The following is a 19,265-nucleotide window of genomic DNA, read 5'->3' as shown; positions in this document are numbered from 1 at the left end:
AGGTCACCACCGCGCCGTGTTGGGGGTGAAGTCCTCGACGTACTGGCGCATGTACGTCGTGTCGTCCCGCTGCGTCAGTCCGCAGCGCACGTAGTTCTCGTGCAGCCGCGCCAGGGCGTCCTGGTCAATCTCGATGCCCAGGCCGGGACCGTCCGGCACGGCGACGGCTCCCTCGCGGAATTCCAGCGCGCCCGGCACGATGACGTCCTCGGTCTTCCACGGCCAGTGCGTGTCGCAGGCGTAGGTCAGATGGGGGGTCGCCGAGGCGACGTGCACCATGGCTGCCAGGCTGATGCCGAGATGGCTGTTGGAGTGCATGGACAGCCCGACACCGAAACTCACGCAGGTGGCCGAGAGCGCCTGGGTGTCGCGCAAGCCACCCCAGAAGTGGTGGTCCGAGAGCAGCACGCCGATCGCGCGGGCCCGGAACGCCGCTTCGATGCCCCCGAGGTCGACCACGCACATGTTCGTCGCCAGCGGAATCGGTGTCTGCGCGGCGACCCGCGCCATGCCCTCGACACCGGACGTCGGGTCCTCCAAGTACTCCAGTACACCGTGGAGTTCACCCGCCACACGGACAGCGGTCTCCGGTGTCCACGCGGCGTTCGGATCGATCCGCAGAGGATGTCCGTCGAAGGCCTCGGCCAGTGCGTGGATCGCGTCGATCTCCTGGGCGGGCTCGAACACACCGCCCTTCAGCTTGAGGGAGCGGAAGCCGTATGCGTCGACCATGTGTCGTGCCGAGTCGACCAGCGCCTCCGGGGTGAGGACCGGCCCCCAGGAGTCCTCCCGAGCGCCCTTGTGAGCTCCGTACTTGTAGAACAGGTACGCGGAGAACTCGACAGCATCGCGCGCCCTGCCACCGAGCAGGTCGGCCACAGGAAGGCCGACGGCCCGGCCCTGTGCGTCCAGGCAGGCCACTTCGAACAGCGCGTAGACGCTCGCTATGGTCTTGCGTATCGAGAACCCGCCGATGAGCCCGTGCTCATCGGTCAGCACGGTGCCTGCCAGCTCCTCCACGACCAGCCGTCTGAGTCCGGGAAGGTCGAACACGTCGTGGCCGGACAGCCGGGGCAGAACCTTGCGCACCTCGTCGAGGAACGCCCGATCGCCGTAGGACTCGCCGAGGCCGACCACACCGTCCTCGCACTTCACCTGGACGACGCCGCGCAGCGCGAACGGTTCGTGCACTCCCATGACGTTGAGCAGTGGCGGATCCGCGAACGCGACGGGCGTGAGAACCACTTCACTGATCCTCATCGGCCCAGCGCCTCCAGTACGGCGTAGCCGTCCGCCACGATCTTCTCGAGGCGTCCGATCTGCTCGGCGGACGGCTCGGCCAGCGGCGGCCGGACCGGACCGACCTTGTCGCCGCGCAGCCGGGCGGCCGCCTTCACCAGGGAGACGGCGAAGCCGGGCGTCTCATCCCGCAGTGCGACCAGTGGCAGGTAGAACCCGCTCAGCAGCGCGTCCATGGCCGCGGTGTCGCCCTTCGCGAGCGCCTGGTGAAAGCGGTGCGCGAGCTCCGGAGCGAAGCAGTGCACCGCCGAGGAGTAGCGGGGCACGCCGATGGCGGCGTAGGCCCTGGCCGAGACCTCCGCGGTGGGCAACCCGTTGAAGAAGAGGAAGTCCTCGGCCCGCTCGGTGCCCACCGACCGGATACCGGTCACGATCCGGGACATCAGCTCGACATCTCCGTAGCCGTCCTTGAGACCGACGATGGAGGGGACGGCGAGGAGCGAGGCCGCGGCCGACGGAGTGAACACACCGGTGGCGCGGTGATAGACGATCACCGGCACCTGCGTGTCGCCGACGGCGTAGCGGACGAAGTCAACCAGGCCCGAGGGCGGCCCCGCCACCAGGTAGGGCGGCATCAGAAGCACACCGTCGGCACCTCCCTCCCGGGCCAGGGCGACACCGGCTCGTGCCGCGGCGGCACCGCCACCGGCGCCCACCCAGGCGGGGACGCGGCCACCGGCCACCTCGCGGGTTCTGGCGAGCACCGCGGCGTGCTCGTCCGGGGAGAGCGAGCTGAACTCTCCTGTGCCACAGGCGACGAACAGCGCACCGGCGCCCGCTTCGATGTGCCGTTCCACGGTGTCCGCCAGCGCGTCGAGGTCGACTTCAAGGCTCTTGGTGAACGGGGTCAGGGGGAATGCGAGGAGACCGTCGAGGGTGCTCTTCGTCGGGTGTGCCATGGACCCTTCTTTCCTGTCCGGGATGTGCTTCTGCCGTTGGCGGGGACGGAGGGGCGGGTCATACGCGCGCTGTCGCGTCATCACCCGGACCTGTGGGCATGGGCTTGTCCCCCTCCCTCTCCGGGTCCGCCGGGTCCGTCGTTCCGTTGGCTGCCGTCGGGGTCTTCGCCTCCTTCACATCAGCCTCGTCGATGGCGGCGAGGAGGTCGTCGACGGCGTCGGTGCGTTCGGAGGCGAGGAGTCCGAGCCCCGTGTAGAGGGTGAGGGAGACGAGGACCGGTGTGGCGATCAGCCAGGTCTGGTTGACCTCCCACACGTAGTAGACGAGCGCGTACGCGATCAGTCCACCCGCCCACGAGGTCAGCGCCGCGCGAGCGCCGCAGCGGCGGAACCAGGGCAACATGCCGAGCAGCAGCGGGATGGAGATCGGGCCCATCAGCGCCGCGACCCAGTTGACCACGATTTTCAGGACACCGCCGAGGTTCTCCGCCTGCGTCGCCACCGCCATGGTCAGCAGCACGAAGACCACGGTGGTGACACGGGCCGCCCGCAGGCCCTGGGAATCGGTCCACTCGCGGGCCCTGCGGCTCATCACCGGGATCATGTCGCGTGTGATGACGGCGGAGATGGCGTTGGCGTCGGAGGACACCATCGCCATGGTGTGCGAGAAGATCCCGGCGAGGACGAGGCCGACCAGACCGGGCGGCAGGAACTCCTCCGTCATCACGGCGTAGACGTTCTCTGGCCTGTCGAGGTCCGGTATCAGCAGCGGAGCCGCGAACATCGGGAACATCAGAACCATCGGCCAGAACAGGTAGAGCAGCGAGGAGAGCACCGCACCCCGCTTCGCCTCGTGGGTGCTGGGGGCGGCCATGTATCGCTGCGCCAGGTTCCACATCCCGCCGTTGTATTCGAGCGTCTTGACCAGAACGTAGACGAGCAGGAAGACCGTCGTGTACGTGGGCGTCGTCGGATGGCGGTGGCCGGCGGGCAGGTCGCCCCACACGGTCCACAGTCCTTCGACGCCGCCGAGTTTGCCGAGGACGACGACGATCATCACGATCGCCGCGACGGCCTGGATGACGAACTGGCCCAGTTCGGTGAGGGCATCGGCCCACAGTCCGCCGACCGTGCAGTAGAACAGGGTCACCAGGCCGGTGATGAGGATGCCGAGGTTGTAGTCGACCCCGGCGAACACGTGCAGCAGGGTGGCCACGGCGAACCACTTCGCCGCGATGTCGAAGGTCTTCAGCGCGGTGCCGCTCCAAGCCATCGCCTGCTGAGTGGGCACGCTGTAGCGCCTGGCCAGGTATTCGAGCGGCGAGGCGACGCCGATCCGGGACCGCAGCCGGTTCCAGCGGGGCGCGAACACCAGGCTGCCGATCCCCACTCCGATGCCGATGGTGGCGAAGCCCCAGAAGTAGACCGTGATCCCGGCGGTGTACGCGACGGAGGCGTACGCCACGAAGAGCACCGCGCTGTAGCCGGACATGTGATGGGAGATCCCCGTCAGCACCAGGGCATCCGGCCTCCGGCGGTGAAGAAGTCCTTCACATCACCGACGCGCTGATGCGACCACCAGCCGATCAGCACCATCACTGCGAAGTACGCGGCCATCACTGTCCAGTCGAGTCCGTGCACCACTGACTCCCTCTTCTTGCCGAAGCCGCCCTAAGCCGTGTCGTTCAGCCACCTCCTTGTTCACATATGAGGAAGCAGCCCGTAGAGTGAATGGATTCGTGTATGAGAACTGCGTTCACGGACGCTAGTCTTGCCTGTTGTCGACAGTCAACGGCCGGGAACGAACTGAGGGTTGATATGCCGAGCAAGGCCGAGGAGACCGCGAACTCGCGTGTGGTGAAGGCTGGGCGAGGGGAGACGCGTGACACAGGCGCTGCGGTGTCGGCGGCAGACGCCGCTCCGGGCGGGGTCAAGTCGGCTCGGCGGACGATAGAGCTCATCGAGGCGTTCGCCCGCACCCATGGCTGGTTGTCACCCGCCGACCTACACCTGGACATGGGGTTTCCGCGGTCCAGCCTGCACGCGCTGCTGCACACGCTGCTCGAGGCCGGCTGGCTCGAACTGGACCCGGCGTCGGGCCGGTACCGGCTCGGCGTACGAGCGCTGATCTGCGGTACGGCGTATCTGGACCGCGACCCGGTGGTCCCGTACGCCACCGAGGAGTTGGAGAAGATCCGCGGCGAGACCGGCTGGACCACCCACTTCGCCCGTCGCAACGGCGCGGAGGTGGTCTATCTGGAGACCCGTGAGGCCAAGCGCTCCACACATCTGATCTCGCGCGTCGGCCGCACCCTTCCGGCGCATGCCACCGCACTGGGCAAGGCACTGCTCGCCGAGCTGACCCAGGAGGAGATCGCGCGATTGCTGCCCCCCGAGCTGCCGGCCCTCACCGCACACACGATCACCAACCCCGAAGAGTTGTACGAGGCATGCGCACTGACCCGGGAACGCGGGTACGCGGCCGAAGTGGAAGAGGGCACCGAGGGAGTCCGATGTGTCGCCGCGGTGATCCCGTACCGCATCCCCGGCACCGACGCGATCAGCTGCTCCATGCCCACCGAGCAGGCCACCGATGCCGACGCCGCCCACGTCGGCGAACTCCTCGCGGAAACCGCCGACGCCCTCGGCCGGAAGCTGCGCCGGGCCGGTATCCGGTGACCTCGAAGGTCCGATCCGTCATCCGCGGTCCTCTCGGACCGCCTCACATTCTTGGGGACCACCATGACGCATCAGCGTGTGCTCATCACCGGATCGGCAGGAGGCATCGGCACCCTGATGCGCCCCAGGCTGCGGCGCCCCGGACGGGTGTTGCGGCTGCTCGACATCGATGCGCAGCAGCCGCCCGGGGCGGACGAGGCCGTGGAACTGGTGACGGCCTCCATCACCGATCGCACGGCGATGGAGCGGGCCTGCGCGGGGGTCGACGCCCTGATCCACCTGGGCGGACACAGTCGGGAGAACTCCTGGGAGGCAACCGTCGACGTGAACATCAAGGGCACCCACACCGTTCTTGAAGCGGCACGGGCCGCCGGCGTCGGCCGGGTGATCCTGTCCTCCAGCAACCACGCCGTCGGCTTCCGCCGCAACGACGAGCGCGGGGAGGGCGCCGGTCTGCCCGCCGACTCCAGCCCTCGCCCCGACACGTACTACGGGGTGAGCAAGGCGGCGATCGAGGCGCTGGGCAGTCTGTACCACTCGCGGTTCGGGATGGACGTCATAGTGATCCGGATCGGCTCCTGCTTCCCGACACCGATACCGCTGGGCCCACGCGGTCTGGCCACCTGGCTGTCGCCCGACGACTGCGCCCGGCTGCTCGAAGCCTGTCTGAGCGCACCGTCGCCCGGCTACCGGCTGATCTGGGGTGTCTCCGACAACACGCGGCGGATCTACTCCCTCGCCGAGGCCGAGGCGCTCGGCTACCAGGCCGCCGACAACGCCGAGAGCTACGTTGAGCACATGGCCGCGGCACCGGCTCCGACCGGCCCCGCGGCCGAGTACGTCGGCGGACCCTTCTGCACCGCCCCTCTCGGTGTCCCCAACCCGCTCTGACGCCGTTACGAAGACACGCTCCCCCTCCTCAGCGCCCTTCCCGAGCAGAAGTGCCATAACCCCCCATGCCCCAAGGACCGCGGGCCCGCTGCACCAGGGCCCCCCGCGTACCGGCCGGATCCGCGTGGTCGTGGTCGCGGCAGCAACCGGGTCCACTTCGCCGCGCTGTCGCCGCTCACCGACGCGACTGCGCGCGAGCGGGCCCTGGACCTGGCCCAGGCCCGCGGCGCGCGGCAAGAGGCCTTCGTGGAACGGCTGCTCGCGAACCCGCCCGCGGTGCGGGCGCGAGAGTGCTCTGCGTCGTGAGATCCGGGAAGCGTAGAACTACGCGCATTTGTGCGGTACTTGCGCAGACCGGCAATCGGCGTTCCACGGGAGGGCGGCCGAGATGACGCCGACGATGCGCGCGGGGCAGCACTGTCGGGACAGGGCGCGGGGCTGAGCAAGGACGGGCAGGGGTTTCACCGCGATCGCGGTGCCCAGGAGGGCGCCCCGGCGGGACCCGGTGGTGGCGGTGCCGAGGGCGAGGACGGTGAACAGGACGCCAAGGGTGTCAAGGTGGGCGTTGTTGACGGCTTCGAAGGGGACGGCGGGCTCGGTCGTTGCGGTGCGGATGCGGTGGGGAGTTGGGGCAGGGTGACGTGGATCTCCAGGCCGCCGCCGCTGGGGTTGGGGCGTGCGGTGACCGTTCCGGCGTGGGCTTGGACGATGGAGTGGACGATGGACAGGCCGAGACCGGCGCCTTCGGCGGAGCCGATGCGTTCGGTTCCCATCCGCCGGAACGGCTCGAACAGGTTCGGTATCGCCTCTGCCGGCACCAGTGGTCCGGTGTTGCGGATGACCAGTCCGGCGCGTGCGGAGGTGTGCACGTGTATGTCGCCGCCGGGGCGGTTGTGTCGGCCGGCGTTCTGGATGAGGTTGGTCAGGAGCTGGGTGAGGAGTACGGGGTCGCCCAGGACGGTGACCGGGTGCAGGTCCAGGTGGAGCGTGATGTCGGCGGCTTGGGCGTCGGCCGCGTGCTGGTTGGCCACCGCCTCCGCCATCTCCCGCAGCGCCACCGGTTCGCGATGGAAAAGACCCCGGTCGCTCTGTGCGAGCAGCAGGAGCCCGTCGATGAGCCGCTCGGCGCGGCGGTTGGCGTCGAGGAGTTGTTGGCGGACCGTGGCGAGTTTCTCGGGGGAGGTGGTGGCACCGCCCAGTCCGATCTGAAGGGTGGCGCGTTGGATGGTCAGGGGGGTGCGCAGCTCGTGGGAGGCGTTGGCGATGAATCGGCGTTGGCTGTCGAAGGCGCGTTCCAGCCGGGCGAGCAGGGCGTCGAAGGTGTCGGCGAGTTCCTTGAACTCGCCGCGGGGGCCGGGCAGCGCGATCCGTTCGTGCAGGTTCTCCCAGGAGAGCCGCTGGGCGGTGGTGGTGATGCGGTGTACCGGGCGCAGGACGTGGCCTGAGAGCCACCAGCCCACCAGGACCGCGGTCAGGGCCAGGACGACCACTGCGATGATGGAGATGGTGAGCAGCTCTGTCAGCATGGCGTCCTGAGCCCGGGAGATGGCCTTCTCCACCTCGGGCGGCAGTTGGTCGGTCACCCCTGTGCTGGGTGGCCAGGTGCCGGCGGGGGGCTGGGGGCCGGGCGGCAGTATCTGGTCGCCACCGGTGACGGCGATGGGTCGGCCCATGCTCTGCCGGGTCCACAGGTAGGTGACGGTGAGCAGGATCGTGCCGGAGAGCAGAAGCAGCCCGCCGTAGAGAGCGGTCAGCCGGACCCGCACGGTGGGCGGCAGGCGGCGGGGCGGTCGGCGAGAGCGTGGGCTGGCGGGGTGCATGGATGGGCGCTCCTGGTCAGATGCGGTAGCCGGCGCCGGGCAAGGTTTCGATCACCGCAGGCCGGCCGAGTTTGGCGCGCAACCGGGAGATGGTGATGCGGACCACGTTGGAGAACGGATCCGCGTTCTCGTCCCAGGCACGTTCCAGCAGTTCCTCGGCGCTGACCACGGCGCCGCGGGCGCTCATGAGGACGTGCAGGACGGCGAATTCCTTGCGAGACAGCAACAGGTACCGTCCATTGCGGTATGCCTGCCGCTTGGGGAGGTCGATCACGATGCCGTTGCTTTCCAGGACCGGCGGCAGGGCCGGGTGGGCACGGCGGGCGAGTGCCTGGATACGTGCGACGAGTTCGTCGTACTCGAACGGCTTGGGCAAGTAGTCGTCGGCGCCGAGGTGCAGACCCTCGACCCGGTCGGTCAACGAGGCGGCGGCGGTGAGCATGAGGATGCGGGTACGCGCTCCGGCCTCGGCGAGTTCCCGGCAGATCTGGTCGCCGTGAATGCCAGGCAGATCCCGGTCCAGCACCAGGACGTCGTAGTCATTGACCGCCAGGCGCTGCTGTGCGGCGGGGCCGTCGTAGGCGACGTCGACCGCCATCGCGTGGTCGCGCAGGCCGACGGCGACCAGATCGGCGAGGACCCGTTCGTCCTCGGCCACCAGTACGCGCATCCTGGCTCCTCATTTCGTGCCCGGCGATTTTTTCGTGCCCGGCGATCCCCGATCGTTCCAGGAGTACCTGAGAGGTGCTTTCACGGGCGTAACAGCATTCTGTGACGCCCGTGAAAGGCCGGGCCGCGTACTTCTGGATGCCTGGCGGCCGACACCGGTCGCCAGGCGAGAAGGGTACGAAACTGTGAAGAACGATGCATTCAGTCGCCTCAGCCGCCCAACACCACGCATCCGGCGGCCAGTCCTGGCCGGTGCGGGGGCGGCCGTGGCGATCGCCGTGCTGGCCGCCTGCGGCGGGGCGGAGTCCACGAGCTCGACGAGCGCGAAGTCCGCGGACCCCGATGATCAGCGCCTCCAGTTCACCCGCTGCATGCGTGAACATGGCGTAGACATGCCTGACGAGGGCCCGGCCAATCAAGGCTCGGCGAGCACGCTGAGCGGAGACAAGGACACGATCGAGGCGGCCTTCACGGCATGCAAGAAGTACGCGCAGCCGTCCGGCATCGACCCCAACGATCCGAAGCTCAAGGACGAGCAGCTCAAGTTGGCCCGTTGCATGCGTGAGCATGGCGTGGACATGCCGGACTCGGGCTCTGACGGCGGGGTGCGCTTCAAGGAAACCGACAAGGAGAAGTTCGACGCGGCGCTGAAGGCATGCAACAAGCCGATCAAGGTCGGCAAGAGCGGCAAGAGCGGCCAGGGTGCCGGATGAACAGGGGACCTGCAACGGACAGCACACAAGAGGTCCCCGACGAGCTTGGGGGTGCCCGGGCCGCGGACGATCTCCCGGCCGGCAGCCGGGGCCCGCGCGACGAGACGTCCGGAGCCGGTGCGGCATCCCGGGCGCCGGCGCGTTCGCGGCGACGGGTCCGGGGCTGGCTGATCGGCGGTACTGCCCTGGTCGTCACCGGAGGCTGCACGGTGGCGCTGCTCACCTTTGCGCGCCAGGAGCCCGAACACGCCGTCGAGACCACCGGCAGGGCGACCGCTCCGGTCACCCGGACCGACCTGGTGGAGCAGGAGAAGGCCGATGGAAAGCTCGGCTTCGCCGGCTCCCACACCATCACCGCCGGCCCCTCGTCGTCCGGCTCCTCCTCGTCCAGCGCCTCCAGCCGGACCAGCCAGGCGGGATCCCAGGCCACACCGAGTGGTACGGCCGACACCGGGAAGGACAACGCCTCCCAGGGGGGCGCCAACATCCTCACCTGGCTGCCGTCGGACGGGCAGACGATCAGGCGTGGCAAGCAGGTCTACGGCCGTGACGGCCGGCCCGTCCCGCTGTTCTACGGCTCCACCCCGTTCTGGCGCGAGCTGAAGAGCGGCATGACCGACGGAGTCGACGTGCAGCAACTGGAGAAGAACCTTCAGGCCCTCGGGTACGGCACCGGCCTCACGGTTGACAAGCACTTCAGCGATGCCACATCCCAGGCCGTCAAACGCTGGCAGAAGGCGCAGGGCCTGGCCAGAACCGGGGTGGTCGCCCCGGGTGACGTGGTGGTCCAGCCCTCCGCCATCCGGATCACCAAGGTCGAGGCCGCCCTCGGCGCGACCGCGGAGGGCAACATCCTGCAAGCCACCGGCACCGGTCGGTTGGTCACCGTCGAACTGACGGCGAACCAGGCGACGCTGGCCAAGCGGGGCGCGTCGGTCGAGGTGCAACTGCCGGGCGGGAAGACCACCTCCGGCCACGTGAGCCATGTCGGCACCGTCGCCAAGGCGGACAGCGACACCGGTGGCCAATCCGGCAACGATCCCGGTGCCACGATGGACAAAGCCACCATCACTGTGGAGGTGACCCTCGACGCACCGCGGGAGGCAGGCAAGCTCGACGGGGCACCGGTCACCGTTCTGTTCACCAGCGCCGAGCACAAGGGGGTGCTGGCCGTGCCCATCACCGCGCTGCTCGCCACACCCCAGGGCCCCTACGCCGTCCAGGTCGTGCGCGAAGACGACACCACTCGTATGGTCACCGTCGAGCTCGGCGCCTTCGCCAACGGCAAGGTGGCCGTCTCCAGCCCCCACCTGCGCGAAGGCATGAAGGTGCAGGTGCCCTCGTCATGACACCCGTCATCGAGATGGACGGCGTCGGCAAGTCCTACCCGGGAGGCGTTCACGCGCTGAGGGAGGTCTCACTGCGGGTGTGGCCCGGAGAACTGCTGGCCGTGGTCGGCCCCTCCGGATCCGGCAAGTCCACGATGTTGCAGCTGATGGGCACGTTGGACCGGCCCTCCACCGGGACCGTCCGGCTACGCGGCCACGACATCGCCCAGCTGGCCGACCGCGACCTGTCAGCCATACGCAGTCGGTGGATCGGCTTCGTCTTCCAGCAGTTCTTCCTCACCAGGCACCTGTCGGCGCTGGAGAACGTCGCCACCGGTCTGCTCTACCACGGTGTGCCCCTGCGGCAACGCCGACAGCTCGCCGCGGAGGCACTGAACCGTGTCGGACTGGGCCACCGGCTCACCCACCGGCCACACCAACTCTCCGGCGGCGAACGCCAACGGGTGGCCATCGCCCGCGCTCTGGTGGCGAAGCCGGCGATCGTGCTCGCCGACGAGCCCACCGGCGCGCTGGACTCCCACTCCGGCGCCGGGGTGATGCGACTCCTGCGTGAACTCAACGCCGAGGGCACCACGATCGCCGTCATCACCCACGACCACGCCATCGCCCGCTCGCTCCCGCGCCGGGTGGAGATCCTCGACGGCCGTATTCAGTACGACACCGGACCGGTCGCCCAGGGGCCCGCCGACGCTCCGCGGCTGCCGGTCGGAGCCGGAGCTGAGGAGGGACCGTGACCATCACCAGCAATGCCCCCACCCGAACACCGGCCCGGCTGCCGCGGCCGACCCGCCTGACCCCCGGCGACGTGATGCGGGTCGGCCTGGTCGGCGTACGCGGCCGGCCCCTTCGGGCCTGCCTGTCGGCCCTGGGCATCGCCATCGGGATCGCCGCCATGGTCGCCATCTTCGGCATCGCCGCCGGCAGCAAGGCAGAGGTAAGAGCCCAACTGGCAAAGGTCGGCACCAACCTGCTCACCGTCAGCGCCGGACAGAGCCTGTTCGGGAACCAGTCCCAACTGCCCACCGAATCCGTGGAGATGGTGCGCCGGGTTGCGCAGGTGCAGTCCGTCTCCGCCGTCGGCAGCGTCTCCGGAGCCACCGTGCACCGCACCGACAAAACCGACCAGCGTGACACCGGCGGCATCACGGTCCAGGCGACCCGGCTCGACCTGCCCACCACGATCGGCGCCACCGTCGGCAAGGGCACCTGGCTGAACAAAGCCACCGCGAAATATCCAGCGGTCGTCCTCGGAAGCGTCGCGGCCGACCGGCTGGGCATCGACACCCCCCGCACCCCGGTCTACCTCGGCGGACAGTGGTTCACCGTGGTCGGCATCCTCCACCCCGTCCCCCTGGCACCGGAGATCGACCGCTCGGCCCTGGTGGGCTGGGAAGCGGCCGCCACCCGGCTCCGCTTCGACCGCCACCCGACCACGATCTACACCCGGTCGGCCGATGAGGCGGTCACCGATGTCCGCGCCCTCCTGGGCCGTACAGCCAACCCCGCCCACCCGGAGGAAGTACAGGTCAGCCGTCCCTCCGAGACACTGAATCTCAAACAGGAGATCGACTCCACCCTGGAGAACCTGCTCCTCGGCCTGGGAGGGGTGGCCCTGTTGGTCGGCGGCGTCGGCGTCGCCAACACCATGGTGATCTCCGTACTGGAGCGACGATCGGAGATCGGGCTGCGCCGTGCCCTGGGGGCCGGCAGCGGCCAGATCCGACTGCAGTTCCTCACCGAATCGGTCGTGCTGTCCGGCCTCGGCGGGCTGACCGGGGTGGCACTCGGCCTGACCGTCAGCGTCGGCTGGGCATTGGACCGGAACTGGCCGGTCACGCTCCCGGCCCAGGCCGTCCTCGCAGGCGTCGCCGCAGCAGCAGTGACAGGCGCATGCGCCGGCCTGTATCCAGCGGCCCGAGCCGCGCGCACCCCACCGGCCGAAGCCCTCGCATCCGCCTGACACACCACCCACCACCGAACACCGATCAAAGGTCCCGCTGTGCGGACCGACCGAGGCCAAGCGGCACCTGATCCACAACGTCGACACTGCCGCTTGTGCCCAAACGTGAGGGAGCAAGCCCAAGCGGCCCTCAGCTGACGTCTCCGGATCGCCGGACGGAGTCCACGGGTGAACCAGGCCGTCAGGCACGACCCCGGCCGGCGGCCTCGGAGATCGTCGGCCTGTGGCCCCTCGCTGAGCGGGGCCACGCGGTCTTGCTCGTGCCCCATCGCCTGGCTGCGACGACGAAGGCGGACCGGATCCACGTCCTGGCACAGGGGCGCGTCGCCGAAGAGGGCGCGCACGACGACCTCATGGCGCACCAGTCGCTCCTTCTCCGCGATCCCGCTGATCCACTCTTCTATGTGTTCCGGCAGCTTGAAGGTGAGGCGGTAGGCGTCCTCGTCTTCCTGGGAAGACAGCGCCCACTCGGCGGTCGCTGCCTGCCCTGAGCGCCGCAGTCGCACAGCGTGGTCCGGGGACTGCTCGGCATAGGCCAGGAACCGATCTTGATCCTCGGCCGCCAACGGCAGGATGAACGGAGCCGCGGGGAATCCCAGCAGGAGCTCGCCCGCCTTCTCCCTCCCTGTCCGGTTGTTCCTCGAGGCCAAGCATGACCGGGAGCCATGCCGACTGGAGGTCCGGGTCCTGCGGAACGCCCACGCAGGCGCAGGCGGCGGTGTTGAGGAGGCTGGTGCCCAGCAGGGTCACGGTATGGAGAGCGGTGTTGCGATGGCGAGCAGTCGTCGTCAGGCCCGCGGTGCGTAGAACGGTTGCGTGCTGGCTCGCCCTGGCCGGGGAGACAACGCCTGCGCAAGCCGGCGTGTCGCAGCCGCTGGTCTGTCCCCATGAGTAGGGGCTCATGCCACGGACCTGGCAGACAGTCGCCTCCCCAACACGGCGGACACGGGCAAACCGCCGAGGAGACCGGGCGTCGTCTGGCCGGTATCGCCGTGAGTGGTCCGGGATCTGGCCGCTTTGCCCGTGGTCTCCGTTCGGGGCCGTCGGCCGGCGGTCCGGTGCGATCGGGTTGTGCTGTCAGCCGGTGATGCTCTGGGCGAAGTGGAAGAAGTTCTCCGGGTCGTACCTCCGCTTGACCTCTGCGAGCCGTGGGTAGTCGGCGCCGTAGTAGGCCCGTCTCCAGTCGTGCAGGTCGGGGTCGATGAAGTTCTGGTACGCCTGGCCGTTGCCGTACGTGTCCAGAGTGCGGCTCAGCTCCCGGAGCCAGCGGAGGTTCGCCGTGACGAGCGCGGCGTCGTCCTGCACGGCCCAGGTGGTCTCGGAGGCCAGCAGGAAGCAAGCGGTGCGGTGGATGAACGCGGTCTCCCGCTGCCCGACTTCGGCGATCGCGCCGCCCCATGCGAACAGGGCGATGCCCGCGCCGTCCGGGTTGGAGCTGCCGGGCCAGGCGTCGATCGCCTCCATGAACGCCGCTACCCCGCGTTCGGGCAGGGGGCGGTCCAGGTAGCTGGAGGTCACGGCATACCGGTCGCTGGGGACGCTGTGGTAGAGGAAGTCCTTGGCCTGCCAGAACGTCTGGTTCTCGATGAGCACCCGCTCCGGCCGCGCGGCCCGCAGGACGGGAGCGAGCAGGTCCCGCAGATCGTCCGCCGTCCCGAAGAACTGCCCGATGGCCGAGACCTTCCGCGCCCCATCGATCTCCGCACGGGTCCGGCCGGCGCTGCCCCCGCCGATGCGGCAGGAGAACGCGCTCGGCGCCTGTGTGACCAGGGCCTGGACTGCTGCGAACGCCGCGGGTGTGTCCTGCCAGTCCCAGTCGAGCTGGTAGACCGCCACCGTGTCCACGGGTGTGGTGCGGAAGGTGAACTCGGTGTTGATGCCGAAATTGCCTCCGCCGCCGCCCCGGCAGGCCCAGAACAGGTCAGGGTGCTGTCTGTCGTCGCACACCAGGGAGTTGCCCGCGGCCGTCACCACCGTGGTGCGCTCCAGAGCGTCGGCGGTCAGGCCCAGCTTCCGCGAGCTGAAGCCGAATCCGCCGCCCAGGGTCAGTCCGCTGATGCCGACCGTGGGGCAGCGCCCTGCGGAGATGGCCAGGTTGTGAGGCTGGAGGGCGGTGTAGATGCCGCTGTTCCGTGCGCCCGCGCCCACGGTGACGGTGCCCGCCTCGCGGTCCGGCCGCACCTCGTTCAGCTGGCCCAGATCCACCAGCAGTCCCCGGGTGGCGGAGTATCCGCCGTAGCTGTGCCCGCCGGACCGGGCGACCAGATGGATGCCGGTCCGCTGCGCGAAGAGGATCGCGGTCCGCACATCGCGGGCGGTGTGGCAGACGACGACTCCCGAAGGGCGTCTGGCGTCGTACCGGAGGTTCTGCGGGTGGCCCCACTCGCGGTAGCCGTCGTCCTCGGGCCGGATCAATGTGCCGTCGAGGCTGCGGGCGAGTTCGTTCCACGCGAGATCGGGAAGCGTGCCGCGCGGCGCGGCGTGGACCAGACCGCCGAAACCGGCGAAGGCTCCTCCGGCGACTGTTGTGGCGGCGACCGCACCTCCTTGGAGTACCCGTCGTCTGCTGACCGTCATGGCGCACCCACCTCACCGGCGAAAAGATCCATGGCGGTGAGTCTCGCGTCCGGCTTGTGCGAACGGGCGGTAAGGCACGTCGAGCCGTACGCGTGTCACCCCTTGGAGGCGGCCGTGCCTCTGAGCGGTGCAACGTGCCGCTGATGATCGGATCGTCGGCCGCGCGGCTTGACGAGGCGGATGCCCGCATCGTCGCGGCGGACACCCTCTGTACCCTCACCTTCCTGGAGGAAGCCTGTGCCTGTCTCGGGCTGGTGTGGGTGCCGCGCTAGGTGACGCCCGGCGAACGTCCGGTCATGGAGATGGTCGCCGACCGGTCACACTGCCGTGGGCGGAAGGCGCTGGACCCGCTCACCGGGCGGGCGCCAGGCCGCGCAGCGTGGGAAGCAGCGCCAACGCCACTGAAGGTCAAAGGTGTCGCTGTCAATTCCGCGACCGAGGACGCGCCTTGCCTGCTGGACCCGGTGGGTGACCGTGTTGGGGTGGATCGCCGCTCGACCTGCCGGCGATCCACAGTGGCCTCATGACGAAGCGCAACTCCAGGTCAACCACGGTACGGCAATAAAGACACCCTCCACGAGTTGGACTGAGCGGGGCGGGTAGCGGCCGATCTTCTTCGGCGGTAGGAAACTTTCCTAACAATAATGCGGGCGAATCCTTGACGCGTACATGGAGGCACAGCCAGGATGCCTCGGGAACGGCCCCCACGCCGACCGAGGAGACGACGCAGATGACGTCCACCCCCCGCGCCAAGAAGCCCGTGCTGCCTCCGAAGCCACTGCGGCCCCTGGTCAAGAACCCCCGCTTAGGAATATCCGTCGCCGCCGGCACAGCGCTCGCGCTGGTCGGTGGCGTGGCGCTGTGGTCGCCCGCAGGAATCGCGGCCGCCGCCCCCGACCGCACACCGCGCGCCGCCGCCGGGTTCACGGCCGTTGCCGCCGGTGATATCGCCGAGCAGTGCACGGCGAGCGACAGCGACTGCGAACATCCCAAGACCGCCGCGCTGGTGAAGGAGATCGACCCGGCGTTCGTGATGACCATGGGCGACAACCAGTACGACGACGCCCGGCTCAAGGACTTCAAGAAGTACTACGACAAGACGTGGGGCGCCTTCAAGAGCAAGACGCACCCCGTCGCCGGCAATCACGAGACCTACGACCCGGACGGCGAACTGGCCGGGTACAAGGACTATTTCGGGTCCGTCGCCTACCCGCAGGGCAAGAGCTACTACAGCTACGACCAGGACAACTGGCACTTCATCGCGCTGGACTCCAACAACCTGGACCGCGCGCAGACCAACTGGCTCAAGGCCGACCTCGCCCGCAACTCCAAGAAGTGTGTGGCCGCTTACTGGCACCACCCGCTCTTCTCCTCCGGCGAGCACGGCAACGACCCGGTCAGCCGACCGGTCTGGAAGCTGCTCTACGACGCCAAGGCCGAACTGGTCCTCAACGGCCACGATCACCACTACGAGCGCTTCGCACCGCAGGACCCGAACGGCAAGGCCGACAATAACGGGATCGTCGAACTCCTCGGCGGAATGGGCGGGGCCAACCCGTACAAGATCGAAGAGGTCCAGCCGAACAGCGAGAAGCGGCTCACCAAGGCCTTCGGCGTGGTGAAGCTGAACTTCACCGACACCGGCTTCTCATGGAAGCTGGTGGGCACGGACGGGCAGACGAAGGACAGCAGCCCGACCTACCAGTGCCACTGACCGCCGTTCGGCAACCGCACCCACGGACGGTCTGATTGATGTATCTCGCGACCACGGACGCGGCCGCGACGGCGACCAAGGTGACGCGTGGCCGCGTCGGCGGGCCGGTCCTGGCCCTCGGCGCGGTCAGCCTGGTCACCGATATCTCCTCCGAGATGGTCACCGCCGTGCTGCCGTACTACTTCGTACTCCAACTGGGGCTCTCGCCCCTTCAGTTCGGCTTCCTCGACGGCCTCTACAACGGTGTGACCGCGCTGGTGCGACTGTGGGGCGGGCATGCGGCGGACCGCGGCGGACGGCACAAGCTCGTCGCCGGGTGCGGCTATGCGCTCTCCGCGCTGTCCCGGCTCGGACTGCTGATCGCCGGGGGCGGCACACTCGGCATCGGCGCCTCCCTCGCCGCCGACCGGATCGGCAAAGGCGTACGCACCGCTCCGCGCGACGCTCTGATCTCGCTCAGCGCCCCGCCGGACGCGCTCGGCCGGGCCTTCGGCGTGCACCGGGCGATGGACACCACCGGCGCCCTGCTGGGGCCACTCGCGGCGTTCGCGCTGCTGTGGGCCACCGCCGATGCGTATGACGCGGTGTTCGTCGTGAGCGCTTGCGTCGGGGTGGTGGGCGTGCTGCTGCTGGTGGCCTTCGTGCCGGGGCAGGCCAAGCTGCCCCGGCACGAAGGCCACCGACCGGGATCCACCGCCCCCCTCCCCCGCGCACGGTTCCTGTTGCCGCTCCGCGACCCCGCCTTCCGGCGCATCTTCGTCGCGGCGGCGCTGCTCGGCGCGGCGACCATCGGTGACTCGTTCCTCTATCTGCTGTTGCAGCGTCGGCTGGACTTCGCGGTGAGCTGGTTTCCGCTGCTGCCGCTGGGCGCGGCGGCGGTCTATCTGCTGCTCGCGGTGCCGGCCGGGCGGCTCGGCGACCGCATCGGCCGGCGGGTGCCGTTCCTCTGCGGGCATACGGCGCTGCTCGCCGGCTATCTCCTGCTGCTGACGTCCGGTGCCGGACCGGTGCTGCTGGTCGGCGTGCTGCTGTTGCTCGGGGTGTTCTACGCCGCCACCGACGGGGTGCTGATGGCGCTCGCCGGCCCGGTGCTGCCGGCCGCCCGGCGTGCCAGCGGGATGGCGCTGCTTCAGACGGGGCAGGCGCTCTGCCGACTGTCGGCGGCCGCCGGGTTCGGCGCGGCCTGGACGCTCTGGGGCACCCGCCCCGCGCTGATCGCCGCCATCCTCGCGCTGGCCACGGCGCTGGCCGCGGCCGCCGTTCTGCTCCCCCGTCCGGAGCCTCCGGCACGGCCGGATCACCCGGACTCCACCGGTCCCATGGCCTCGCCAGGTTCCCCTGCTCCCCTGGCCTCCCCGAACCGCCCGGACCGCACGGACCGCCCGGGCACCCCGGATCGCCCCGACTTCCCGGACCCACCGGAAAGGCAACCGTCCCGCACATGATTCCACCCCCCACCTCCTTCTCCTCCCCCACCTCCCGCTTCTCCTCCCGGCTCGCCTCGCTCTCCCTCCGGGCTCGGGTCATCGCGGTCGTGACCGCCACCGCGCTGCTGGCCACCGTCGCCGTCGTCTACACGCTCGGAGCTACCCGGCAGGCCCAACCCACCGACACCACCTCGGCGTTCGGCCTCGACCACGGCCGGCTGTACTTCCGCAGCTCCGGCGCCGGAACCGGCCGGGTGGCCCACCTCCCCGCACCGGCCGCCCGACCGGGCACCGCCGCCCCGGCCTCGGATCGCCACCCCGACCGCCGCACCACCGGCGGCCCGGCCTGCGACCGCTTCTACGCGGCAGCGGGCACGGGGCTGTGCCTCCAGCGTCGCCCCGGCATCCCGCCCAGGTCGTACGCCGTGGTCCTGGACCGGCGGCTGCGTGAGAAGCGGCGGATCGCGCTCACCGGCATCCCCAACCGGGCCCGGGTGTCCGCCTCCGGGCGGATGCTGTCCTGGACAATGTTCGCCACCGGTGACTCCTACGCCACCACCGCGTTCTCCACCCGCACCTCGATCCTGGACACCCGCACCGGCTACCTCATCAAGAACATGGAGGAGATCCCGCTCACCATCGACGGCCGCCGCTACCACTCCCCCGACGTGAATTACTGGGGTGTCACCTTCGCCCGCGACGACAACCGCTTCTACGCCACCGTCTCGACCCGGGGGAAGACCTACCTCGTCCAGGGCGATATGCGCAAATGGGCGGCGCACACGATCCGCGAGAACGTGGAGTGCCCCTCGCTCTCCCCGGACAACACCCGCCTCGCCTTCAAGAAGCGGGTACGCGAGGGCGCCACCGACCCCTGGCGGCTGTACGTCCTCGATCTGCGGACCCTGCGCGAACACCCGCTCGCCGAGACCCGCAGCGTCGACGACCAGGCAGCCTGGCTGGACGACCACACCCTCGCCTACGCGCTCCCGGGGCGCGACGGCCGGACCTCCGACGTCTGGACGGTCCCGGCGGACGGCTCCGGCACCCCGTCCCTGCGGGTGCCGGACGCATCCTCACCCGTCCGCATCCCCTAAAACCTCTAGGTCGTGCTCGAAAGTCCCGCCTGCCCCGCGACGCCTGCCATTGGTCGAACCAGCCCGGCAGGGGCTGGAACTCGTCCGCGTAACTCCGGCCGACGGGCGGTTTGTCGAGCAGCGCGACTCCGTAGATGCAGTCGAAGCCTTCAGGCCGGGGCGGCTCCTCGC

The 19,265-nt window shown here is 69.6% G+C and carries 15 protein-coding genes and 2 pseudogenes; 11 read left to right on the top strand and 6 right to left on the bottom strand.

Features of this window, described 5'->3' with window-relative positions:
• Positions 1-3 precede the first annotated feature (3 nt).
• The 3 genes and pseudogenes from AC4BEG_RS31035 to AC4BEG_RS31025 all read right to left on the bottom strand — a co-directional run bounded on the left by AC4BEG_RS31035 (position 4) and on the right by AC4BEG_RS31025 (position 3,839).
• A complete protein-coding gene (locus AC4BEG_RS31035; protein WP_490702972.1) occupies positions 4-1,260 on the bottom strand; it encodes a glucarate dehydratase family protein in 1,257 nt (418 codons plus the stop codon).
• A complete protein-coding gene (locus AC4BEG_RS31030; RefSeq protein ID WP_490702971.1) occupies positions 1,257-2,198 on the bottom strand; it encodes a 5-dehydro-4-deoxyglucarate dehydratase in 942 nt (313 codons plus the stop codon). Before AC4BEG_RS31030 ends, AC4BEG_RS31035 begins: the two co-directional genes overlap by 4 nt.
• Before the next feature lie 58 nt (positions 2,199-2,256).
• A pseudogene (locus AC4BEG_RS31025) lies at positions 2,257-3,839 on the bottom strand (sodium:solute symporter family protein).
• A 258-nt stretch (positions 3,840-4,097) separates the two neighbouring features.
• On the opposite strand from AC4BEG_RS31025, the gene AC4BEG_RS31020 reads away from it, so the two are divergent.
• The 3 genes and pseudogenes from AC4BEG_RS31020 to AC4BEG_RS31010 all read left to right on the top strand — a co-directional run.
• A complete protein-coding gene (locus AC4BEG_RS31020; RefSeq protein WP_490702970.1) occupies positions 4,098-4,877 on the top strand; it encodes an IclR family transcriptional regulator in 780 nt (259 codons plus the stop codon).
• A 63-nt stretch (positions 4,878-4,940) separates the two neighbouring features.
• Positions 4,941-5,768, top strand: a complete 828-nt coding sequence (locus AC4BEG_RS31015) for an NAD-dependent epimerase/dehydratase family protein (protein ID WP_490702969.1) — start codon at positions 4,941-4,943, stop codon at positions 5,766-5,768.
• A gap of 138 nt (positions 5,769-5,906) precedes the next feature.
• Positions 5,907-6,056: pseudogene (locus tag AC4BEG_RS31010) on the top strand (DUF5937 family protein); the annotation flags it as partial.
• Positions 6,057-6,229: 173 nt separating this feature from the next.
• On the opposite strand, the gene AC4BEG_RS31005 reads toward AC4BEG_RS31010, so the two are convergent.
• Together AC4BEG_RS31005 and AC4BEG_RS31000 are read right to left on the bottom strand one after the other, a co-directional pair.
• On the bottom strand, positions 6,230-7,588 hold the full coding sequence (locus AC4BEG_RS31005) for a sensor histidine kinase (protein WP_490702968.1): 1,359 nt from the start codon (positions 7,586-7,588) through the stop codon (positions 6,230-6,232).
• A 16-nt stretch (positions 7,589-7,604) separates the two neighbouring features.
• Positions 7,605-8,258 (bottom strand): response regulator transcription factor, encoded by a 654-nt coding sequence (locus tag AC4BEG_RS31000; protein WP_490702967.1) that lies wholly within the window; start codon positions 8,256-8,258, stop codon positions 7,605-7,607.
• Between the two features lie 265 nt (positions 8,259-8,523).
• Between AC4BEG_RS31000 and AC4BEG_RS30995 the strand changes: the two genes are divergently transcribed.
• The 4 genes from AC4BEG_RS30995 to AC4BEG_RS30980 are packed head-to-tail and all read left to right on the top strand — an operon-like array spanning position 8,524 to position 12,279.
• Complete coding sequence (locus AC4BEG_RS30995; RefSeq protein ID WP_490702966.1) at positions 8,524-8,970, top strand: hypothetical protein; 447 nt, start codon at positions 8,524-8,526, stop codon at positions 8,968-8,970.
• Positions 8,967-10,319, top strand: a complete 1,353-nt coding sequence (locus AC4BEG_RS30990) for a peptidoglycan-binding protein (protein WP_490702965.1) — start codon at positions 8,967-8,969, stop codon at positions 10,317-10,319. The genes AC4BEG_RS30995 and AC4BEG_RS30990 overlap by 4 nt, the downstream gene beginning before the upstream one ends.
• Positions 10,316-11,053: an ABC transporter ATP-binding protein gene (locus AC4BEG_RS30985; RefSeq protein ID WP_490702964.1), complete on the top strand. Its 738-nt coding sequence runs from the start codon at positions 10,316-10,318 to the stop codon at positions 11,051-11,053. The genes AC4BEG_RS30990 and AC4BEG_RS30985 overlap by 4 nt, the downstream gene beginning before the upstream one ends.
• A gap of 2 nt (positions 11,054-11,055) precedes the next feature.
• The gene (locus tag AC4BEG_RS30980; RefSeq protein WP_490707264.1) at positions 11,056-12,279 is read left to right on the top strand and encodes an ABC transporter permease; all 1,224 of its coding nucleotides are present in this window, start codon (positions 11,056-11,058) and stop codon (positions 12,277-12,279) included.
• 1,077 nt (positions 12,280-13,356) lie between these two features.
• On the opposite strand, the gene AC4BEG_RS30975 is transcribed toward AC4BEG_RS30980, so the two are convergent.
• Complete coding sequence (locus AC4BEG_RS30975; RefSeq protein ID WP_490702963.1) at positions 13,357-14,856, bottom strand: FAD-binding oxidoreductase; 1,500 nt, start codon at positions 14,854-14,856, stop codon at positions 13,357-13,359.
• A gap of 143 nt (positions 14,857-14,999) precedes the next feature.
• On the opposite strand from AC4BEG_RS30975, the gene AC4BEG_RS30970 reads away from it, so the two are divergent.
• The 4 genes from AC4BEG_RS30970 to AC4BEG_RS30955 all read left to right on the top strand — a co-directional run bounded on the left by AC4BEG_RS30970 (position 15,000) and on the right by AC4BEG_RS30955 (position 19,094).
• Positions 15,000-15,128 (top strand): hypothetical protein, encoded by a 129-nt coding sequence (locus AC4BEG_RS30970; RefSeq protein WP_490702962.1) that lies wholly within the window; start codon positions 15,000-15,002, stop codon positions 15,126-15,128.
• 458 nt (positions 15,129-15,586) lie between these two features.
• Positions 15,587-16,570 (top strand): metallophosphoesterase family protein, encoded by a 984-nt coding sequence (locus tag AC4BEG_RS30965; protein WP_490702961.1) that lies wholly within the window; start codon positions 15,587-15,589, stop codon positions 16,568-16,570.
• Positions 16,571-16,608: 38 nt separating this feature from the next.
• On the top strand, positions 16,609-18,015 hold the full coding sequence (locus AC4BEG_RS30960) for an MFS transporter (protein WP_490702960.1): 1,407 nt from the start codon (positions 16,609-16,611) through the stop codon (positions 18,013-18,015).
• Complete coding sequence (locus tag AC4BEG_RS30955; protein WP_490702959.1) at positions 18,012-19,094, top strand: TolB-like translocation protein; 1,083 nt, start codon at positions 18,012-18,014, stop codon at positions 19,092-19,094. The genes AC4BEG_RS30960 and AC4BEG_RS30955 overlap by 4 nt, the downstream gene beginning before the upstream one ends.
• Positions 19,095-19,265 lie beyond the last annotated feature (171 nt).

Source organism: Streptomyces sp. JLBJ103, from assembly GCF_058215575.1.
Note: the sequence above shows the minus strand (reverse complement) of the source record. Positions and strands in the feature narration are given on the sequence as shown.

Bases quoted from the DNA above. Each gene is read 5' to 3' on its own strand.
- AC4BEG_RS31035 (WP_490702972.1), bottom strand. From the start codon at position 1,260: ATGAGGATCAGTGAAGTGGTTCTCACGCCCGTCGCGTTCGCGGATCCG.
- AC4BEG_RS31030 (WP_490702971.1), bottom strand. From the start codon at position 2,198: ATGGCACACCCGACGAAGAGCACCCTCGACGGTCTCCTCGCATTCCCC.
- AC4BEG_RS31015 (WP_490702969.1), top strand. From the start codon at position 4,941: ATGACGCATCAGCGTGTGCTCATCACCGGATCGGCAGGAGGCATCGGC.
- AC4BEG_RS31005 (WP_490702968.1), bottom strand. From the start codon at position 7,588: ATGCACCCCGCCAGCCCACGCTCTCGCCGACCGCCCCGCCGCCTGCCG.
- AC4BEG_RS31000 (WP_490702967.1), bottom strand. From the start codon at position 8,258: ATGCGCGTACTGGTGGCCGAGGACGAACGGGTCCTCGCCGATCTGGTC.
- AC4BEG_RS30990 (WP_490702965.1), top strand. From the start codon at position 8,967: ATGAACAGGGGACCTGCAACGGACAGCACACAAGAGGTCCCCGACGAG.
- AC4BEG_RS30985 (WP_490702964.1), top strand. From the start codon at position 10,316: ATGACACCCGTCATCGAGATGGACGGCGTCGGCAAGTCCTACCCGGGA.
- AC4BEG_RS30975 (WP_490702963.1), bottom strand. From the start codon at position 14,856: ATGACGGTCAGCAGACGACGGGTACTCCAAGGAGGTGCGGTCGCCGCC.
- AC4BEG_RS30970 (WP_490702962.1), top strand. From the start codon at position 15,000: ATGATCGGATCGTCGGCCGCGCGGCTTGACGAGGCGGATGCCCGCATC.
- AC4BEG_RS30965 (WP_490702961.1), top strand. From the start codon at position 15,587: ATGACGTCCACCCCCCGCGCCAAGAAGCCCGTGCTGCCTCCGAAGCCA.
- AC4BEG_RS30960 (WP_490702960.1), top strand. From the start codon at position 16,609: ATGTATCTCGCGACCACGGACGCGGCCGCGACGGCGACCAAGGTGACG.
- AC4BEG_RS30955 (WP_490702959.1), top strand. From the start codon at position 18,012: ATGATTCCACCCCCCACCTCCTTCTCCTCCCCCACCTCCCGCTTCTCC.